Here is an 18008-nt window from a genome sequence, read left to right as displayed (position 1 = left end):
CTGCCTAGCCTGCCCGGATGACCGACCACGAACACACCGGCCACGAACACACCGGCCACGCGCACACCGGCCCCGCACGCACCGACGACGTCCTCATCGACCACGGCCTCGCGGACCGGACCGGCCGCCGCGTCACGCTGCGCGGCGTCGACGGCGGCAACTGGCGTGCGGTGGCCGACATCGCGCCCCTGGACGGCCAGCGCGACCACGCGCCCGCGCTGGCCGCCCGCTATCTGCTGCTGACCCTGCACGAGGACACCTGGCACTCGCTCGCGGTCTACGGGGACGAGACCGTGACCGGGCATGTGATGTGGGCCCGGGACGACGACGGCTCGTACTGGATCGGCGGGATGCTCGTGGACGGCTCCGAGCAGGGCAAGGGCCTCGGCCGCGCGGCCGTGCGCACGCTCGCCGGGTGGCTGGCGCGGCGCGAGGGCTGCGAGGTGATCCGGCTCTCCTACGAGCCCGGCAACACGGCGGCGGCACGCCTCTACACCTCGCTCGGCTTCCGGCCGACCGGCGACCTGGAGGACACCGAGGTGGTCGTGGAGCTGCCGGCCGCGCTCGCCGGGTGACCGCTGCCGTACGGAGCGGTGGAGCGGCCGGGCCGGACCCCGCCGCTCCACCGGCCGTGCTCAACTCGTGTGCAGCATCAGGCCGATGCCCACCACCATCAGACCGGCCGCCGCGATCCTCGGGGCGCCGAACCGCTCCTTGAAGAACAGGGTGCCTATCGCGGCGCCGACGATGATCGAGGACTCGCGCAGCGCGGCGATCGGCGCGAGGGGCGCCTTCGTCTGCGCCCACAGGACGAGGCCGTAGGCGGACACCGAGAGCGCCGCACCCAGGAGCCCACGAGCGGCGAACGGGGTGAGCTGGCCCACCAGTTGTCCCCGGCGCCGCCAGAACGCGTAGGCCGGGATGGCGACGCCCTCCAGGATCATCAGCCAGGCGATGTAGCCCAGCGGTGTCCCGGAGGCGCGCACCCCGACACCGTCGACCGTGGTGTATCCGGCGATGGCCAGACCGGTGGCCAGGGCCGCCAGGACCGCCGGTCCGTGCGGACGCTTCCCAGAGCCGCGGATGCCCCACAGCGCCAGCCCGACGAGCCCCGCCGAGGCCACCGCGACGCCCGCCGTCGCCCAGCCGTCCGGGCGCTCCCCGACGAAGACGGCGGCGAGCACCGTCACCACCAGCGGGGCCGTGCCCCTGGCGATCGGATACATCTGGCCGAAGTCGCCCAGCGTGAACGAGCGCATCAGCAGCAGCATGTACGCCACGTGCAGAGCCGCCGAGACCAGCAGGAACGGCCAGGCACCGGCGGCCGGCAGAGGCGCGAAGCAGGCCAGCAGGGCGCCGATCAGCGCCCCGCCGCCGGAGATCAGGGTGAAGGACAGCAGCTGGTCGCGGATGGCGTGGGCGATGGCGTTCCAGCTGGCGTGCGTGATCGCGGCGGCCAGGACGGCCATCGCCACCAGCGGGGTCACGCGGACTGCTCGCGCACGTCCACCAGGGTCCCGCCCGCGAGCTCGATCAGGGTGGCGGGTTCGATCCGGAACACGGCGTGCGGATGGCCCGCCGCAGCCCATACGACCGGGTGCGCCAGCAGCCCCCGGTCGGCCAGCACCCTCGTCTTCGTACGGTGCCCGAAGGGCGGTACGCCGCCGATCGCGTAACCGGTGGTCTCCCGGACCAGGTCCGCCCTGGCCCGGCCGACCTTCCCGGCGCCCAGCTCGGTCCGTACGAGCTCCACGTCCACCCGGGAGGAGCCGTCCATCAGGACCAGGACCGGCACGCCGTCCGCCTCGAAGATCAGGGACTTCGTGATCTGGCTGAGCTCGCAGCCGATCGCCGCCGCGGCCTCTGCAGCGGTGCGGGTGGCTTCGGGGAAGCGGCGTACCTCGACCTGGAGGCCCAGCTCCCGGAGGGCTTCGGCGAAACGGGGGTGGGCCTCGGAGGACGCGGGGACGGCCGGGATACCGGTGGTGTCGGAAGTGCTCATGCCCCGCACGCTAACGAACGGGGCCTCGCACGGACCACAGGCTTTCGGCCGCCTGTGCCGATCGTCACGTGCGCGGGTCAGCCGCTGAGTTCGATCACGGTCCCCACGTTCCGCACCCGTGCGGCGTCGATCAGCAGCCGGGCCACGGCCAGGTCCTGGAGGCCGACGCCCACCGAGTCGAACAGCGTGAGCTCGGTGTCCGAGGTGCGGCCGGGCTTCACTCCCGCGAGTACCTCGCCGAGTTCACAGCGGAAGTCGTCCTCGGTGAGCGCGCCCTCGGCGAGCGGGATCAGGACCTCTCCGGACTTGGCGCGGGCCGTGGACCAGGCGTCGACGACGATCCGGCAGCGCACCACGCCCGCCGTGTCGATCTCCCGGTGGTCGGGGCGCGGCGGGGCGCCGACGGCGTTGATGTGCTGGCCGGGGGAGAGCCACGCACCCTCGACGAGCGGTTCCCGGGACGGCGTCAGCGTGCACAGGACGTCCGAGGACTCCGCCACGGCGCGCGGCCCGGACAGCACGCTCGCCTCCACACCGAGCTCCTCCGTGATCCAGGTGGCCAGTTCCGCGCTCCGGCCGGGGTGGCGGCCCCACAGCACCACCCGTTCGTAGGCGCGGCCCGGCAGCAGGGCGAGGGCGTGGGCGCGGGCCAGCGGCCCGGTGCCGACGAGCCCCAGGACACGGGAGTCCTGCCGGGCGAGGGCCCGGGTGGCGACCGCGGTGGCGGCCGCGGTCCTCGCACGGGTGATCCCGGCGCCGTCGAGGAGCGCCTCGCACGCCCCCGTCCCGGCGGACACCGCGAGGACCGACGAACGCTGCACGGGCAGCCCCAGGGCGCGGTTGGCGGGGAGGTCGGCCAGCAGCTTCACGGTGGCGAGACCGGCCGGGGCGGAGGCGGAAGCCATCGCGAGGAAGGTCCCGTCCGACCCCGGGAACGGCATGGCCGGAGGGGGCGGCAGGACGGCCCTGCCCAGGGCGAGATCCAGGTGGCACTCCGCCACCGCCGCCTCGATCTCCTCGCCCACGTCGGCGAGCAGGGCGGTGATGTCGGAGCGGGTCAGGATCAGCGTCATCTCGTAAGTCCTCTGTCCTCAAGGGGAATCGTGGGAGTCGTGGCGGTCCGGCCGGCGGCCGGTCGGCCGCGGGCCGTCCGGCCGCCGGTCAGCTGCCGCGCAGGAAGGGGACGGTCAGCCCCGAGGGCGCCCGGCTGCGGCCGACGAGGCCGCTCACCGCCAGCAGCGCGATGACGTACGGAAGTGTCGTCAGGAGCGGCGCGGACAGGTGCAGTCCCAGCGCGGGCGCCACGAACTGGAGCGACTGCGCCACACCGAAGAAGAGACAGGCCACGATCGTGGGCCAGGCCCGCCAGCGGCCCGCGATCACCGCGACGACGGCGAGATAGCCGATGCCGCCGGTCATGTTGTCGCTGAAGGCGTGCACCTCCGACAGGGCCAACTGCGCCCCCGCCAGGCCCGATACGGCGCCGGTCAGCAGCACTGCGGCGAACCGTACGGTCCGCACCGGAAGGCCGCAGCGGTCCGCGGTGGTCGCGTCCTCACCGATCGCGTCGACCGCGAGACCCCACCCCGTACGCCTGCTGAAAGCCAGGGCGAGGCCACCGGCGACGAGGAAGGCGGCGTAACCGAGCGCGGTCTGCTCGAAGAGGGCGGGGCCGAGGACGGGGATGTCGTGCAGGAGGGGCACGGCGACCGGGTCGAACCCGGGCACCGAGTCGGCCGACCCGTCGCCGAACAGCACGCGCGAACCGTAGGTCGTCGCGCCGAGGGCCAGGGCGTTCGCCGTGATGCCCGTGACGATCTGGTCGGCGCGCAGGACGACGCTGAGCAGCGCCTGGAGGCCCGCGAAGAGCAGCCCGGCGACGAGGGCCGCCAGCACGCCCACCTCCGCGCTCCCCGAGGCCAGGGCGCCGGCCGCGCCCGCGAAGGCGCCGGTCAGCATCATGCCCTCGACGGAGAGGTTGAGCACGCCGGCGCGTTCGCTCAGCAGCTCCCCCGACGAGGCCAGCAGCAGGGGTACGGCCAGGCGCACCCCACCGGAGGCGAGCTCCTCCACGACGGCACTCATGAGCCGCTCCTGTCACGTGTGGTGGTGAACATGGCCGCGGCGACGAACAGGACGAGCAGGCTCTGCACGATCTGTACGGAGGAGGCGGGGACCTCCGCCGCGAGCTGGAGGTTGATGCCCCCGTTGGTGAGGAATCCGAAGAGGAGCGACACGGCCGCCACGGCGGTGAGCGAACCCCGGGCGAGCAGTCCCACCACCAGTCCGGAGAAGCCGTAGCCGGAGGAGAAGTGCTCGGCCAGCACATAGGGGGCGATGGCGACGAGGCCCGCGCCCGCGAGTCCGGCCGCGGCGCCCGCGAACGCCAGGCTGCCGCCCTCCAGCCGGGCCACGGGCAGTCCGAGGCGGGCCGAGGCGGCGGGGGAGTGGCCCACGGACCGCAGCCGCAGCCCGACGGGGGTGTGCCGCAGCACCACACCGGTGAGCACGGCGGCGACGGCCGCGATCACGACGATCGCCGTCGCGGGGGACTCGAGGCCGCCGATCAGCGGCAGCCGGGCCCCCTCGGGCAGGGGAGCGGACTGCGGCAGCGTCTCGGACGAGGTCACGGGCTGGCGCAGCAGCGCCTCCTCGTGGACGGCGACCGAGACGAGCCCCACGCCGATGAAGTTGAGGAGCAGCGTGGTGATGACCTCGCTGGTCCCGCGCTTCGTCCGCAGCCAGGCGGCGATCCCGGCCCAGGCGCCGCCCGCCAGGCAGCCGGCGGCCAGGACGAGCGGAACGGCGAGCGCGGCCGGGACCCCGGCGGGCAGGGTGCCGCCCACGGCGGCGGCGGCCAGCCCGCCCGCGCAGAGCTGGCCCTCGCCGCCCACGTTCACCAGGCCCGCGCGGTGGGCGACGGTGAACCCGGTGGCGATGAGGGCCAGTACGGCGGCCGAGTTGAGGGAGCTCCCGATGGCGTACGACGACCCGAACATGCCCTCGACGAGCGCGTCCCAGGCGACCGCGGGCTGGGTACCGGCGCCCATGACGAGCCCGAGCCCGGCCAGTCCGGCGAGCACGACGGCCAGCACGCCGACGGCGACGGGGTGCCGCAGCACGGGGACCAGACGGGCGCCCGCGCCACGCGGGGCGGGAGCGGGGGCGGAGGTCCGGGCCGGGGCCGGGGAGGTGGTGGACGGGGGAGGCGGTGGGGGCGGCATGGCGGCTCCTTGCGGGTTCTGCGGGCTTACGGGTTGCGGATGGTCGGGAGGCGCGCGGCCGGGGCCGGGGAGAGCGCCGGTGCGCTGATGCTGCGGGGGCGTGTGCCGGGGTGCGGGGGCGCCGGGTCTGAGGGCGTGCGCGCGCCCTCGGTGAGCGCCCGGGCAGCGCCCTTTTCGGTACGGCGTGCTTTCGGTCCGGCGCTCGCCGGTCCCGGTCAGTGCTCGTCCCGGACCCGCTCGCCGTTCTTTGCCGGCGCTCGTCCCGGACCGGCGCTCGTTGCGCTCCGGCGCCCCGTTTCAGCGGCCGGGTGCGTCGCCGAGCGCGGACACGGGGACGCCTCCGTCCGCGCCGGCTTCGCTCCCCGCTCCGGAGTCCGAGGGGTGCGCGCCGAGCATCAGGGCGCCGATCCGTTCCCGGGCGTCCGGTTCCGACGGGTCGATGGGGCCGAGCAGCTTGCCCCGGTAGGCCACGGCGATCCGGTCGCACAGGACGAGGAGTTCGGACAGCTCGCTGGAGACCACCAGCACCCCGGTCCCCGCGGCGGACGCCTGCCGGATACGGGAGTGCACGGCGCCCACCGCCCCGATGTCCAGGCCCCGGGTCGGCTGCGCCGAGGCGAGGCAGACCAGCGGGTCGAGCGCCAGCTCCCTGGCCAGGACGACCTTCTGCTGGTTGCCGCCGGACAGCGACGACATCGGCGCGCCCGGGCCGTCGGCGCGGATGCCGTGCTCGGTGAGCACCGACTCCGCGGCCCGTGCCATGGCCCGCCGGTCGAGGAACGCCCCGTACCGGCGGAAGCGGTCGAGCCGTCCGAGGAACAGGTTCTCGGAGACCCGCAGCCGGGGCACGCACCCCTCGTGCAGCCGGTCCTCGGGCACCACGCCCAGACCGGCCCGGCTCCGCTCGCGCGGCGCGGCGCGGGTGACATCGCGACCGTCCAGCTCCACCTGTCCGGAGCCGGGGGCGAGCGAGCCGCCGAGCAGGGCCATGAGCTCGCTCTGCCCGTTGCCCTCCACCCCGGCGATCCCGACGATCTCGCCGAAGCCGACGTCCAGGGAGACCGCGTCGAGCGCGTGGGTCCCGTCGGGGCGCCGCACGCTGACCTCACGGATGCGCAGTGCCTTCGCCGCGCCGTCCCGGACGGCACCGGCGGGCTCCGGGGCGGCTCCGGCGGGTTCCGAGGCGGCATCGGCAGGCTCGCGGACGACACCGTTGAGCTCCGGGGCGGCACCGGCGGCATCGGTCAGGTCCTCGGCCCCGGACGCCTCTTCCGGAGTGTCCCCGTCGAGCGCCAGGCCGATCGTCCCGGCCAGGCCCGCCCCGAGCGAGTCGGCGGGCCTGCCGATCATCAGCGGGACCAGCCGCTCCGGCGGGAGTTCGGACAGCGGGCCGCCGCCGGACACCCGCCCCGCGCGCAGCACGGTCGCGGCGTCCCCGGCCCGTGCCGCCTCCCCGAGCTTGTGCGTCACCAGCACCACCGCGTGCCCCGCCCCCGCGATCCGGCGGCAGGTCTCCAGCAGCGCGTCCGTCTCGGCGGGCCCGAGCACCCCGGTGGGCTCGTCCAGGACGAGGAGCCGGGGCTCGCGCAGCAGCGCCTTGACGATCTCGGCGCGCTGGCGCACCCCGACCGGCAGCTCGCTCACCCGCGCGTCCAGGTCGAGTTCGAGCCCGTACTCCTCGCGCACCCGGGCCACCCGCCGCGGCAGGTCCCGCAGCCGCAGCAGGCGCAGGTTCTCGCCGACGGTCAGTGTCGGTACGAGGCTGAAGTGCTGGTGGACCATGGCGATCCCGGCGGCGAGCGCGTCGGCGGGCCGGCGGGGGGCGTAGGGCGAGCCGTACAGGCGCAGGGTGCCCTCGTCCGGGACCAGCGAGCCGCCCACCATGTGGCAGAGGGTCGACTTGCCCGCGCCGTTCTCCCCGAGCACGCAGTGCACGGTGCCGGCGCCGACGACGAGGTCCACCGAGTCCAGGGCGCGCATCGCGCCGAAGGACTTGGTGAGTCCGGATATCTCCAGTGCGGGAGCGGTGGCGTTCATCGGGTGGTGATCTCGCCGGCCGTGATCTTCCGCTTCAGCTCGTCGAGCTTCTGGGTGACCGCCGGGTCGCTGGTGTCGCAGAGCACGATGTCGTTCTGCGGATCCTCGAAGGTCAGCCCGAAGTGGACGGCCTCGGCCTTCCAGTCCCCGGCGACCAGGTGGTCCACCGCGTACTCGATCTCCGCGCCGATGTCCGTCTCCACATATCCGGCGTAGGCCGGGTCGGACCCGCACTTGTGGGCGATCGGGCCGCCGATGAGCGCCCCGTCGCGCTGGCCGGCGGCCTGGGCGACCCCCTTGTGGCCGAGGTTGAGGATCTGGCCCAGGACGTCCGCCCCGGCGCCGAAGTCGGCGAGTGCGGACTGCTTGGCCTTGGCGACGTCGTTGAAGTCGCCGACGTACTGCGGGGCGAGGACCTTCACCTTCGGGTCGGCCGCCCGGGCGCCGTTGTCGTACTCCTTGGCGGCGTTCACGATGGCCGGGAGTTCCGCGCCGCCGATGAAGCCGACCGTGCCGGTCTTGGAGAGCAGGGCGGACGCGGCCCCCGCGAGGAACGCGCCCTCGGCCTGCTGCGGGTCGTACAGCGAGAGGTTCGCGAGGGGCTTGCCGTCGGCCGGGCCCCCGATCTCGGCGAACTTCACCTGGGGGAAGCGCGCCGCGACGTTGCGCACATCGGCGTCGGTCTGCCCGCCGAGGGAGATCACGAGGTCGGAGTCGGTGGCGAAGCGGACCAGCGCCTTCTCGTAGTCGGCGGTCGCCACCTGCTCGACCTTGCTGAACTCCACCGTGTCCGCGTGCTTCTTCGCCGCGCGCTGGTAGCCGAGGTACGCCGAGCCCATGAAGCCGTCGTCGGAGAGCGAACCGGGGAAGAGGACGCCGACCTTGAGCTTGCCGCCGTCGCCCTCGCTCCCGGCCGAGGAGGAGCCGCCGCAGCCGGACAGCAGGAGCAGCCCCGACATGACGGAGGCGGCGACGGTGACGGGAGAGAGAAGCGTTCGGGATGGTGCCACTGGGATGCCTCCAGGAGACGGGGCCCGCGAGCCAGTTAGTGGTATACCGCTATGGCGCCCCAGTTTCCGGGTCGTTTGTTGCCGTCGTGTTAGCGAGCGGTTAGCAGTAAGGGCCCCGCCGGGCCGTCCGCTTACGGTGGGACCGGTCCGACAGCGGAGGAAAAGCCTTGGTGACAGCAGCCCGACCGTCCGACGAGGGGCGTCCCTCGCTGCGCGACCGTGCGTACGAGACCCTGCGGCGACGCATCATCGAGGTCGAACTCCAGCCGGGGGAGAGGCTCGTGGAGCGCGATCTCGCCGCGGAGCTGGAGGTCTCGCGCATCCCGCTGCGCGAGGCGCTGCGCCTTCTGGCGGCCGACGGGCTGGTGCTGCTGGTGCCGCACCGGGGCGCGCTCGTCGCGCCGTTCACGCCGGGCGACGTGCGCGATCTCTTCGACGTACGCGAATCACTGGAGTCTTTGGCGGCCCGTCTGGCGGCGGAGCGGGCGGACGACGACGGGCTGGCGCGCCTGGCGGAGGGGCTCGCCACCGCCCGGGCCGCGACGCGGGCGCACGACCGCGCGGCGATCGCCGCCGCCAACGCGGCCTTCCACACCGGCATCGTGGAGCTCGCCTCCAACGCGCTGCTCAGCGGGGTGATGCGGCCCCTGGAGGCGCGCATGCACTGGCTGTTCCGGCTGACCGCGCTGCGGGACCCGGCCCAGCAGTGCGCGGAGCACGAGCAGATGTACGAGGCCATCGCGGCCCGCGACGCCGACCGCGCGGCGCGCCTGGCGCACGAACACGTCGCGGACGGACGCGCCACCAGCCTCGCCCTCGCGGCGCAGTGGTCCCGCCCGGACATCGACCCCGAGGCGATCGCGGCGCGCCGGCGGCGCGGGCGGGGCGACGGCGGGAAGCAGGCCGGGCCGGCGGCGTGATCCGCCGCCGGCCCGGCCGGTCGATCCGTTCCTGGAACCCGCGGGTCACGACCCCGCGCGCAGCACCGCCGCGACCACGGGACCCGCGGCGTCGCCGCCGTGGCCGCCGGACTGGACGACCGCCGCTGCCGCGAGGTCGTTGCTGAAGCCAGTGAACCAGCTGTTGGACGTGCCCTGTCCGTCGACCTCGGCCGAGCCGGTCTTGGCGCCCTTGTCGCCGCCGACCGAGGCCATGGCCTTCTGGCCGGTGCCCCAGGCGGCGGTGGCCCGCATCATGGAGTTCAGCTGACCGGTGACGTTCTGCGAGAGCGAGCGGGACGCGGTGGCCAGCGGACGGTCGTCCAGGGACTGCGGGACGATGACCGGCTGGCGGAACGTCCCGGTGCGGGCGGTGGCCGTGATGGACGCGACGTTGAGGGCGTTCATCTGGACGGTGCCCTGGCCTATGTACTGGGCCGCGGCCTCGCCGCCGCTCTCCGCGGGCACGCTCCCGTCGAAGGAGACGACACCGGTCTTCCAGTCGAGGCCGATCCCGAAGACGTCACGGGCCTCCTTGGACAGCGCCGCGTCGTCGTGCGTGTCGTCGATCAGCTTGATGAAAGCGGTGTTGCACGAGCGGGCGAAGCTGGTGGTGAAGCTGCTGGAGTCGGGGAGGTCGAAGTTGGCCAGGTTGTGGAACGAGCGCCCCTGGTACATGACGTCCTTGGGGCACTGGGTCGGGCCGTTCGCCGTGACGAGGCCCTTCTCCAGGAGCATCGCCGCCGTCATGATCTTCAGCGTGGAACCGGGCGCCTGCTTCCCCTGCATCGCCGCGTTGAAGCCGGTCGCCGGGTTGTTGGCCACCGCGCGGATCGCGCCCGTGGACGGCTTCACCGCGACCACCGAGGCCCCGCTGAACTGCTTGACCGCCTGCTCGGCGGCCGCCTGGGCGTCCGCGTCGAGCGTCGTCTGCAGCTTGCCGGGCTTCCCCTTCGCGAGCGTCAGCAGCGTGGTGTTCGGAAGCTGCGCGTCCGAGGGCTCGATCCAGGTCTCGACGCCCGGTGAACCGCCCGCCTTGTCACCGTACTTCTCGCGCAGGCTGTCCAGGACGGGCCCGAGCGACGGGTACGTCTCCTTGTCGAGCACCTTGCCGTTGTGGTCGACCGCCTCGACCGCCGCGGTCTCCGACTCGCCGGTCCGCAGCGTGGCGCCCTCGGTCAGCTCCGGGTGGATCACCGTGGGCTGCCAGTCGACGAGGGCCTTGCCGGTGGTCAGCCCGCGCACCACGCTCAGTTCGGAGGAGTACGACCAGGGCTTGGTCTTCCCCTCGTAGGACACCGTCGCCTTCACCGTGTACGGCACCTTCGTGCCGACGGCGACGCCCGGTGTGATCACCGCCTCGGTGACGTGGGCGTCCTCGGCGTACCCCGTCAGCAGCGGCTCCGCCACGGTCTCGTTGTTCGTGAGGAGCGCGGCGGCCGAGGCGTCGCCCGACGCCCACGCCTTGAGGAAGTCCCCCGCGGTCTCCTTGATCTCGTCCTTGCCGAGCGGGCCCGTCCTCACCTCCGAGGACGCGGAGGCGGTCTCCGTCCCCCCGGTGTCCCCGCCCCCCAGCACCACGTCGTACACCCCGTAGCCGAGTCCTCCGGCCACCAGTACGAACACTCCGCCGACGATGGCGACCTTCGCCCCACTGCGCATCTGTGCAGTCCCCCTCCCCGTCGCCTCTCCTTGAACACGTTCAAGGAGAGCCTTCCCTCGGCACCATACGGGACGCGAGTGCCCCCGGAGGAGGTTGTTACCGGACCGCGATGCACCCCGGGACGGTCCTGACCTGGATCCGGAGGCGCCGCGTCCAGGGCCTGGGGAGCGGCGTCCGTCATGACCATTGCCCACGGTGTCGCGGCTCGCTATGTTAATTCAGAATCACATAACTCAGCAGGATCCGAAACGTGGTGGTAGCCCAACTCGCAAGCCAGAAAAGGCCCATAGTGCCTTCTGGTCCAGCTCGGAAGTGGGTAAGTAAATGACCAATCTCAACAGGCGAAGCGTTCTGTCGCTCGGTGTCGCACTCGGCCTCGTGGGTGTGGCCGACCCCGCCAAGGCCTGGGCGTGGGCGTCGGCGGACTCGGTGGCGGGCGCGGGCGCGGGGCTCGATCCGGAGTACATCTGGGACAGCGCGACGGACCCTCTGATGGCTTCGCTGCTCAAGAACGGCCAAGTGCCCGCCGTCAACACCGCGATGGCGAGCTGGGTCAACAACGGCGACGCGCTGCCCAGCGGGCTCCCGGCCGAACTCGCCGCGCACCTGCGGACGGTCAACAAACTGCCCTCGTGGGCCGACCAGACCAAGCTGACCCGCGCCGCCGACTTCAACCGGCGCAAGGACACGTACCTGTTCATGCTGTACGGCCTCGGCAGCGGGATCATGAGCACCGTGATCCCGAGGGAGGCCAGGAGCGTCTACTGGTCCTTCGGTGGCGCCGACATGAAGGACCGCGCGGCCAAGACGTTCACCTTCGGCTACGACCTCTCGCAGCTGGACGCCTTCAAACCGACGGGGCAGTTCGTCGTCACCGCCAACAAGACGCGACTGGTGCACGGCGCGGTGCGGACCCTGCTGCCGCAGTCGCCGCACTGGAAGGCGGGCGCCGACCAGAACATCCCGATCAGCGTCGCCGACATCCTGGTCACCTTCCACAGCCTGGGCACCTTCGTGCACAAGAAGCTGGTCGACTGGCGGGTCCCGATGTCGGCCGCGGACGAGGAGGCGTTCCTGCACTCGTGGCAGGTCGCCATCTACCTCCTCGGTGTGCCGGAGGAGTACATCCCGAAGACCTGGGCCGCCGCCGAAGCGCAGTCGGCGCAGGTGCTCACCCCGATCCTCGCCCCGACGCCCGAGGGCCTCGACCTGGCCGAGGTGCTGCTCGGTCTGACCGCGGAGATCGATCTCGGCGTCACACGCGGGTTCCTCAACGAGTTCGTGCGCTACGTCCTCAGCAACGAGGTCGGCGACTGGCTGAAACTCCCGCGCGACTACGCGGCGGCGGCCCTGGTCCGCACCGTGTGGCCGGCCTTCATCCTGTTCCGTGAGGGGCTGTCGCCCGTCATGCCGGGCACCTTCTACATGTTCGACCAGTTCGTGCGCGCCCTCGCCATGCTCTTCCTCAACAAGGGCTCGTCCTCCACCACCACCCCGATCACGATCCCGACCGGGAACAGGCCCGGCTGACCCGCCGGACGGTTCCCCGGGCGCCCGCCCCGGCAGCCGTGCCGAGGGGCGGGCACCCGGGTGCCCCCGAGTCCACGGCACCCGGGTGCCCGTGACCCGTGGCGCAGTGCCCGTTCAGAGCCCCAGGGCGCCCACGACCAGGGTGGTGACGGCCTCGCGGTTCTCCTGGCCGTCCCGCCACCGCAGCCCCCGTCCCGCCTCGACCGCCACGCCGAAGCCCGCGTGCACCAGCGCCCGGGCCTGGCGCGGGTCCAGCTCCGGACGGGCCAGCCGCAACTGCTGTTCCCAGACGGCGATGTGCTCCCGCTGTGCGAGGACCAGGGACCGCCGCAGGTCGGCGGGCAGGCCCGCGAGTTCGGCCTCGGCGACGCTGTTGAGCTCGGTGTACTCGAAGCTGTACGCCACATACGTCGCCGCAAGCGCGACGACGGCGTCGTGGGGTCCGGCCACCTCCCGGAGACTCTGCTCCACTCCCTGGGCCAGCAGCCGCGCCGCCTGGAGGCATGCCGTCGCCAGGATGTCGACCTTGCCCGAGTAGTGGCGGTAGAGCGCGGAGGGGGCCAGCCCCACCGCCTCCGCGATCTGCCCGTTCGTGACGCTGGCGAACCCGTCCCGTGCGAACAGCGGGACGGCCGCCGCGAGGATCTCCGCGCGCCGTGTGCGCGGCACCGGCAGGGCGGGCAGTTCGACGGGGCGCCCGCCCTGCCTCCGGGCCGCCGCGGGATCGGTCGCGGCGACGCGCAGCGCGGACGCCGACAGCAGTTCCTCGGCCCGGCGCTGGGCGATCGACGTGTGGTGCATCGTGATCGACCCGATCGCACCGAGGGCCGCCAGGGCCCGCAGCCGCCCGTCGGGCAGCGGATGCGCGCGCTGCACCGCCTCCTCGACGCGCCGGACGACGTGGCCGAACTTCGCCGTGAGCTGCCGGCGGTCCTGGCGGTTCAGGTAGCGGGCCTCCCACCGGTACACACCGCCCGACGCGCGATGGGCGACGGTGACCCGGGTGACGGCCGTGACCACATCGGCCAGGGGCGCCCCGGAGGGCACCTCGTCGAGCGCGGTGACGAGCCGCTCCGCCGTGACGTCGGCGCACTCGGCGAACAGCGCGTACTTGTTGGGGAAGTGCCGGTAGAGGGCCGCCGCGGTGATGCCCACACCGGCCGCGATCATCTCCATGGACGCCGCGTGGTAGCCGTGCTCGCTGAAGACCCGGCCGGCGGCCTCGACGATGAGCTGCCTGCGGTTACGGGGCCGCGTGGCCGCGACCGGATCGGTCACGGCCGAGCGGTCGGACGCGGGGACGGGGCCATGCCAGGAGTCAATCACACGCGGGCGCGGAGGCTTTGGGCTCCCTGAGGGCCGGCCCGCTACACCCAGGTGTCCAGCCACATCCGGTCGCGCCAGGAGTCCTCGGGGATCGAGGTGCCCGTGTAGATCGGCCAGAAATAGACGAAGTTCCAGACGATCAGCAGCACCAGCACGCCCGCCGCGATCGCTCCCAGGGTGCGTCTGCGCTCGCCCGTGGGGTCGGCCTTGTCCATCCCCAGGCGGTGTCTGGTGCCCGTTCCCGCCGCCGGGCCCAGCAGGGCGCCGATCATCATCGTGACCGCCAGACAGAGGAACGGGACGAACACGACCGCGTAGAAGAGGAAGATCGTCCGCTCCTGGTAGAAGAACCAGGGCACCCAGCCCGCCGCCACACCGCACGCGATCGCGCCCGCCCGCCAGTCGCGGCGGAAGAACCAGCGCCACAGCACGTACAGCAGCGCCACGCACGCCGCCCACCAGAGCAGCGGGGTGCCCAGCGCCAGGACCTCGCGGGCGCACTTGCCGGTCGCGGACGTGGCGCAGCCCGTCTTCTCCTCGTAGAAGTACGAGACGGGGCGGCCCAGGACGATCCAGCTCCAGGGGTTGGACTGGTAGGTGTGGCCGGAGGTCAGGCCGACATGGAACTCGTAGACCTGGTTCTCGTAGTGCCACAGGCTGCGCAGCCAGTCCGGCAGCCAGGTCCAGCTGCCGCCCTTGCCCTCGGTGGCGGCCCAGTTGCGGTAGTAGCCCTTGTCCGTGACGATCCAGCCGGTCCAGGAGACGACGTACGTCCCGATCGCGACCGGCACCGTGGAGACGAACGCGGGCAGCAGGTCCCGCAGGACCACCGCCCTGTACGGCTGCACGGCGCCCGCCGTGCGCCGCGCGCCGACGTCCCAGAGCACCGCCATCACGCCGAACGCGGCCAGGATGTAGAGGCCGTTCCACTTCGTGGCGAAGGCCAGGCCGAGCATCAGACCGGCCGCGATCCGCCAGGGCCGCCAGCCGAGGCGGAGCGTTTCGGCGATCCGGGCGTCGGGGCGCAGGATCCCCTCCTCGTCCACCGGCAGGGCGGCGGCCAGCTTGCGGCGCGCCCAGTCGCGGTCGACGAGCAGGCAGCCGAAGGAGGCGAGCACGAAGAACATCAGCACGAGGTCGAGCAGCGCGGTGCGGCTCATCACGAAGTGCAGCCCGTCCACGGCCAGCAGGGTGCCGGCCAGGCAGCCCAGGAACGTCGAGCGGAACAGCCGCCTGCCGATCCTGCACAGCATCAGGACCGAGACGGTGCCGAGCAGCGCCACCATGAAGCGCCAGCCGAACGGGGTGAACCCGAAGAGCTGCTCGCCGAACCCGATGATCCACTTGCCGACCGGTGGATGGACGACGTAACCCGGGTCCACGGGGATGTCCACCGAGGAGGGGTCGTTGAGGATCTGCTTGTCGATGTCCTTGGGCCAGGACCCCTCGTACCCCTGGTTGACCAGCGCCCACGCGTCCTTGGCGTAGTACGTCTCGTCGAATATCACCGCCTTCGGGCTGCCCAGGTTCCAGAACCGCAGTACCCCGGCGACCGCGGCCACCAGCAGCGGTCCGCCCCAGGCGGACCAGCGCACCAGGTGACCGGCGAGGACCGGTGGCACGGCGAGTACGTTCCAGAACTGGCGGCCCGGCCGGGTGTAGGGCGGGATCAGGCGCTCGCGCAGCCCCGCCTCCGGCCTGGGGGAATGGCCGAAGCGGCGCAGCCGCTGCTGCCAGGAATGCGGCTGGTCGCCGGTGTGATCCCCGGCGTCGTTGCCCTGCTGGGCCTCGGGCGCAGTACTCGTCACCGCGCCATCGTAGGGAACGCATCTGTGCGAGTGGTGCGTCCGGTGCTGGGAGGATGGCCGATGTGACTGGAACGACTGGAACGCTCGTACTCGCAGGGACCCCCATCGGCGACGTGGCGGACGCCCCGCCACGGCTCGCCGCCGAGCTGGAGACGGCCGATGTCGTGGCCGCCGAGGACACCAGGCGGCTGCGCAGGCTCACCCAGGCGCTGGGCATCCACACGACGGGGCGTGTCGTCTCCTACTTCGAGGGCAACGAGTCCGCGCGCACGCCGGAACTGGTCGAGGCGCTGGCCGGCGGGGCGCGCGTCCTGCTCGTCACCGACGCGGGGATGCCGTCCGTCTCCGACCCCGGCTACCGGCTCGTCGCCGCCGCCGTGGAGCGGGACATCAAGGTCACCGCCGTACCGGGGCCGTCCGCCGTGCTGACCGCGCTGGCCCTGTCCGCGCTGCCCGTGGACCGCTTCTGCTTCGAGGGCTTCCTGCCGCGCAAGGCGGGCGAGCGGCTCGGCAAACTCCGCGAGGTCGCCGACGAGCGCCGCACGATGGTCTTCTTCGAGGCGCCGCACCGGCTGGACGACACCCTCGCCGCGATGGCCGAGGTGTTCGGCGCGGACCGCAGGGCCGCCGTCTGCCGGGAGCTGACCAAGACGTACGAGGAGGTGAAGCGCGGTCCGCTGGGCGAGCTGGCGGTCTGGGCGGCCGAGGGCGTGCGCGGCGAGATCACCGTCGTGGTCGAGGGCGCGACGGACTCCGGGAACGAGGGCCTGGACGCCGCCGAGCTGGTGCGCAGGGTGCAGGTGCGCGAGGAGGCGGGGGAGCGGCGCAAGGAGGCCATCGCCGCGGTCGCCGCCGAGGCGGGGCTGCCCAAGCGCGAGGTGTTCGATGCGGTGGTGGCGGCAAAGAACGCTGCTCGGACCGGCCAGGATCAGGGCAAGGGACTAGCCTGAAATGTAAAGCGCGAGCCGCGTACCGGGCCCTTGGCCCACGGATCGGCCAAAACCGTTCCAACACTCGGCAGACCTGGTGCGCCGCCACCGGGTGGAGGCGTCCACTTGAGGGTGGAACGCACCATCCGGAGTGCTTGTCCGGAGTGCTTGTCCATCGGACAAGAGGAGCAGGCATGAGTGAGATCGCAGCAGCCACCGTCCACGAGGCGTACGCCTTCGCCTGCATGAGGTGCGGGTACGGCTGGGAACAGTCCTACGAGATAGAGCACCACGTCGACGGCTCCGGCCATGCCTTCGTGGTCTACAAGGCGGACGGGGAGCGCGTGCCCTCGCCGCTCTCCACCCCGACCTGCGCGAACTGCGGCGGCCATGTGGTCCGGATCATGCGGGCCGGCCGGGTCTCCACCGTCCAGCAGCTGCTCCAGCACCGGAAGGACGTGCGTCCGGAGGCGGAGGCGGAGAAGGTCGCGGCGACCGCCGTGCCCGCCCCCGCCACGCGCCACTGGCAGCTGTCCGATCTGCTCCACCCCTTCCAGCGCCGGTGAGAGCGGCCCCACCGGCCGTGAGAGGAGGCCCGTGCCCTCGTAGAGTCGGGGCATGAGCCGTACCGACGCCCCGCCGCTCCCCGAACCCCTCCGGGTTCCGGTCGCCGATTCCCACACCCATCTGGACATGCAGGACGGAACCGTCGAGGAGGGTCTTGCCAGGGCCGCGGCGGTCAATGTCACCGCCGTCGTCCAGGTGGGCTGCGACGTGAAGGGCTCTCACTGGGCCGCCGAGACCGCCGCCGCGCACCCCTCCGTCCACGCCGCCGTGGCCCTGCACCCCAACGAGGCGCCGCGCATCGTGCACGGCGACCCGGAGGGCACGGCCCGCCAGGGGGCCCGGGAGCCGGGCGGGAAGGCGGCACTGGACGAGGCGCTCGCCGAGATCGACGCGCTGGCCGCCCTCGCACACGTCCGCGCGGTCGGCGAGACCGGCCTCGACTTCTTCCGCACCGGCCCCGAGGGCATCGCCGCCCAGGAGGAGTCCTTCCGGGCCCACATCGAGATCGCCAAGCGGCACGGGAAGGCCCTGGTCATCCACGACCGGGAGGCCCACGCGGACGTGCTCCGGATCCTCGCCGAGGCGGGCGCGCCGGAGCGGACCGTCTTCCACTGCTACTCCGGGGACGCCGAGATGGCCCGGATCTGCGCGGCGGCCGGCTACTTCATGTCCTTCGCGGGCAACGTCACCTTCAAGAACGCCCAGCCGCTGCGCGACGCGCTCGCCGTCGCCCCGGCCGAGCTGGTGCTCGTCGAGACGGACGCGCCCTTCCTCACCCCCGCCCCCTACCGCGGACGGCCCAACGCGCCCTACCTCATCCCGGTCACGCTGCGTGCGATGGCCGAGGTGCGGGGCACCGACGAGGACACCCTCGCGGCGGCCGTCTACGACAACACCGCGCGGGCGTTCGACTTCTGAGCTCCGCCGCCCGCCCCGCCCGACACGTTGGGTAATCGTACGACTTTGGACGGTGA

Annotated in this window: 16 protein-coding genes; 6 read left to right on the top strand and 10 right to left on the bottom strand. The window is 72.9% G+C overall.

The features are described 5' to 3' along the window. The first annotated feature begins 17 nt into the window (after positions 1-17). Positions 18-575: a GNAT family N-acetyltransferase gene (locus AMK10_RS34150; RefSeq protein ID WP_079180982.1), complete on the top strand. Its 558-nt coding sequence runs from the start codon at positions 18-20 to the stop codon at positions 573-575. 60 nt (positions 576-635) lie between these two features. Here AMK10_RS34150 and AMK10_RS34145 read toward each other — a convergent pair whose 3' ends face one another. The 7 genes from AMK10_RS34145 to AMK10_RS34115 form a co-directional block, all read right to left on the bottom strand. Then, a complete protein-coding gene (locus AMK10_RS34145) occupies positions 636-1487 on the bottom strand; it encodes an EamA family transporter (RefSeq protein WP_073753219.1) in 852 nt (283 codons plus the stop codon). Continuing rightward, positions 1484-2002 carry a YbaK/EbsC family protein gene (locus AMK10_RS34140; protein ID WP_073753217.1) on the bottom strand — a complete coding sequence of 173 codons (519 nt, stop codon included), beginning with the start codon at positions 2000-2002 and terminating at the stop codon, positions 1484-1486. Before AMK10_RS34140 ends, AMK10_RS34145 begins: the two co-directional genes overlap by 4 nt. Positions 2003-2079: 77 nt before the next feature. After that, positions 2080-3075, bottom strand: coding sequence for an ornithine cyclodeaminase family protein (locus tag AMK10_RS34135; protein ID WP_073753215.1), 996 nt, complete (start codon positions 3073-3075; stop codon positions 2080-2082). An 88-nt stretch (positions 3076-3163) separates the two neighbouring features. Beyond that, positions 3164-4087 (bottom strand): ABC transporter permease, encoded by a 924-nt coding sequence (locus AMK10_RS34130; protein WP_073753213.1) that lies wholly within the window; start codon positions 4085-4087, stop codon positions 3164-3166. After that, positions 4084-5226, bottom strand: coding sequence for an ABC transporter permease (locus tag AMK10_RS34125; protein ID WP_079180981.1), 1143 nt, complete (start codon positions 5224-5226; stop codon positions 4084-4086). The genes AMK10_RS34130 and AMK10_RS34125 overlap by 4 nt, the downstream gene beginning before the upstream one ends. Before the next feature lie 297 nt (positions 5227-5523). Then, positions 5524-7263, bottom strand: coding sequence for an ABC transporter ATP-binding protein (locus tag AMK10_RS34120; protein ID WP_079180980.1), 1740 nt, complete (start codon positions 7261-7263; stop codon positions 5524-5526). Then, positions 7260-8273, bottom strand: coding sequence for a BMP family protein (locus AMK10_RS34115; RefSeq protein WP_073753211.1), 1014 nt, complete (start codon positions 8271-8273; stop codon positions 7260-7262). The genes AMK10_RS34120 and AMK10_RS34115 overlap by 4 nt, the downstream gene beginning before the upstream one ends. A 170-nt stretch (positions 8274-8443) precedes the next feature. Between AMK10_RS34115 and AMK10_RS34110 the strand changes: the two genes are divergently transcribed. Beyond that, the gene (locus AMK10_RS34110) at positions 8444-9193 is read left to right on the top strand and encodes a GntR family transcriptional regulator (protein WP_073753209.1); all 750 of its coding nucleotides are present in this window, start codon (positions 8444-8446) and stop codon (positions 9191-9193) included. A 45-nt stretch (positions 9194-9238) separates the two neighbouring features. Here the strand turns inward: AMK10_RS34110 and AMK10_RS34105 are convergent, their stop codons facing one another. Beyond that, on the bottom strand, positions 9239-10873 hold the full coding sequence (locus tag AMK10_RS34105; RefSeq protein WP_073753207.1) for a penicillin-binding transpeptidase domain-containing protein: 1635 nt from the start codon (positions 10871-10873) through the stop codon (positions 9239-9241). A gap of 325 nt (positions 10874-11198) precedes the next feature. On the opposite strand from AMK10_RS34105, the gene AMK10_RS34100 reads away from it, so the two are divergent. Continuing rightward, complete coding sequence (locus tag AMK10_RS34100) at positions 11199-12404, top strand: oxygenase MpaB family protein (RefSeq protein WP_073753205.1); 1206 nt, start codon at positions 11199-11201, stop codon at positions 12402-12404. A 114-nt stretch (positions 12405-12518) separates the two neighbouring features. Here AMK10_RS34100 and AMK10_RS34095 read toward each other — a convergent pair whose 3' ends face one another. Together AMK10_RS34095 and AMK10_RS34090 are read right to left on the bottom strand one after the other, a co-directional pair. Beyond that, positions 12519-13682, bottom strand: a complete 1164-nt coding sequence (locus tag AMK10_RS34095; RefSeq protein ID WP_241839764.1) for a TetR/AcrR family transcriptional regulator — start codon at positions 13680-13682, stop codon at positions 12519-12521. A gap of 89 nt (positions 13683-13771) precedes the next feature. Next, positions 13772-15538 carry a dolichyl-phosphate-mannose--protein mannosyltransferase gene (locus AMK10_RS34090; protein WP_073753203.1) on the bottom strand — a complete coding sequence of 589 codons (1767 nt, stop codon included), beginning with the start codon at positions 15536-15538 and terminating at the stop codon, positions 13772-13774. Positions 15539-15591: 53 nt separating this feature from the next. On the opposite strand from AMK10_RS34090, the gene rsmI reads away from it, so the two are divergent. The 3 genes from rsmI to AMK10_RS34075 all read left to right on the top strand — a co-directional run bounded on the left by rsmI (position 15592) and on the right by AMK10_RS34075 (position 17952). Then, entirely contained in the window at positions 15592-16488 is an 897-nt protein-coding gene (rsmI, locus tag AMK10_RS34085; protein WP_073753201.1) for a 16S rRNA (cytidine(1402)-2'-O)-methyltransferase, read from the top strand. 173 nt (positions 16489-16661) lie between these two features. Continuing rightward, positions 16662-17033, top strand: coding sequence for a hypothetical protein (locus AMK10_RS34080; RefSeq protein WP_073753199.1), 372 nt, complete (start codon positions 16662-16664; stop codon positions 17031-17033). A 52-nt stretch (positions 17034-17085) separates the two neighbouring features. Then, positions 17086-17952: a TatD family hydrolase gene (locus tag AMK10_RS34075; RefSeq protein ID WP_073753197.1), complete on the top strand. Its 867-nt coding sequence runs from the start codon at positions 17086-17088 to the stop codon at positions 17950-17952. The last annotated feature ends 56 nt before the right edge of the window (positions 17953-18008 follow it).

Origin of the sequence: Streptomyces sp. CB02058, from assembly GCF_001905505.1 — a bacterium.
Taxonomy (GTDB): Bacteria; Actinomycetota; Actinomycetes; order Streptomycetales; family Streptomycetaceae; genus Streptomyces.
This window is presented reverse-complemented; position numbering and strand designations above follow the sequence as displayed.

Bases quoted from the DNA above. Each gene is read 5' to 3' on its own strand.
- AMK10_RS34120 (WP_079180980.1), bottom strand. From the start codon at position 7,263: ATGAACGCCACCGCTCCCGCACTGGAGATATCCGGACTCACCAAGTCC.
- rsmI (WP_073753201.1), top strand. From the start codon at position 15,592: ATGGCCGATGTGACTGGAACGACTGGAACGCTCGTACTCGCAGGGACC.
- AMK10_RS34135 (WP_073753215.1), bottom strand. From the start codon at position 3,075: ATGACGCTGATCCTGACCCGCTCCGACATCACCGCCCTGCTCGCCGAC.
- AMK10_RS34075 (WP_073753197.1), top strand. From the start codon at position 17,086: ATGAGCCGTACCGACGCCCCGCCGCTCCCCGAACCCCTCCGGGTTCCG.
- AMK10_RS34130 (WP_073753213.1), bottom strand. From the start codon at position 4,087: ATGAGTGCCGTCGTGGAGGAGCTCGCCTCCGGTGGGGTGCGCCTGGCC.
- AMK10_RS34105 (WP_073753207.1), bottom strand. From the start codon at position 10,873: ATGCGCAGTGGGGCGAAGGTCGCCATCGTCGGCGGAGTGTTCGTACTG.
- AMK10_RS34125 (WP_079180981.1), bottom strand. From the start codon at position 5,226: ATGCCGCCCCCACCGCCTCCCCCGTCCACCACCTCCCCGGCCCCGGCC.
- AMK10_RS34100 (WP_073753205.1), top strand. From the start codon at position 11,199: ATGACCAATCTCAACAGGCGAAGCGTTCTGTCGCTCGGTGTCGCACTC.
- AMK10_RS34140 (WP_073753217.1), bottom strand. From the start codon at position 2,002: ATGAGCACTTCCGACACCACCGGTATCCCGGCCGTCCCCGCGTCCTCC.
- AMK10_RS34080 (WP_073753199.1), top strand. From the start codon at position 16,662: ATGAGTGAGATCGCAGCAGCCACCGTCCACGAGGCGTACGCCTTCGCC.
- AMK10_RS34150 (WP_079180982.1), top strand. From the start codon at position 18: ATGACCGACCACGAACACACCGGCCACGAACACACCGGCCACGCGCAC.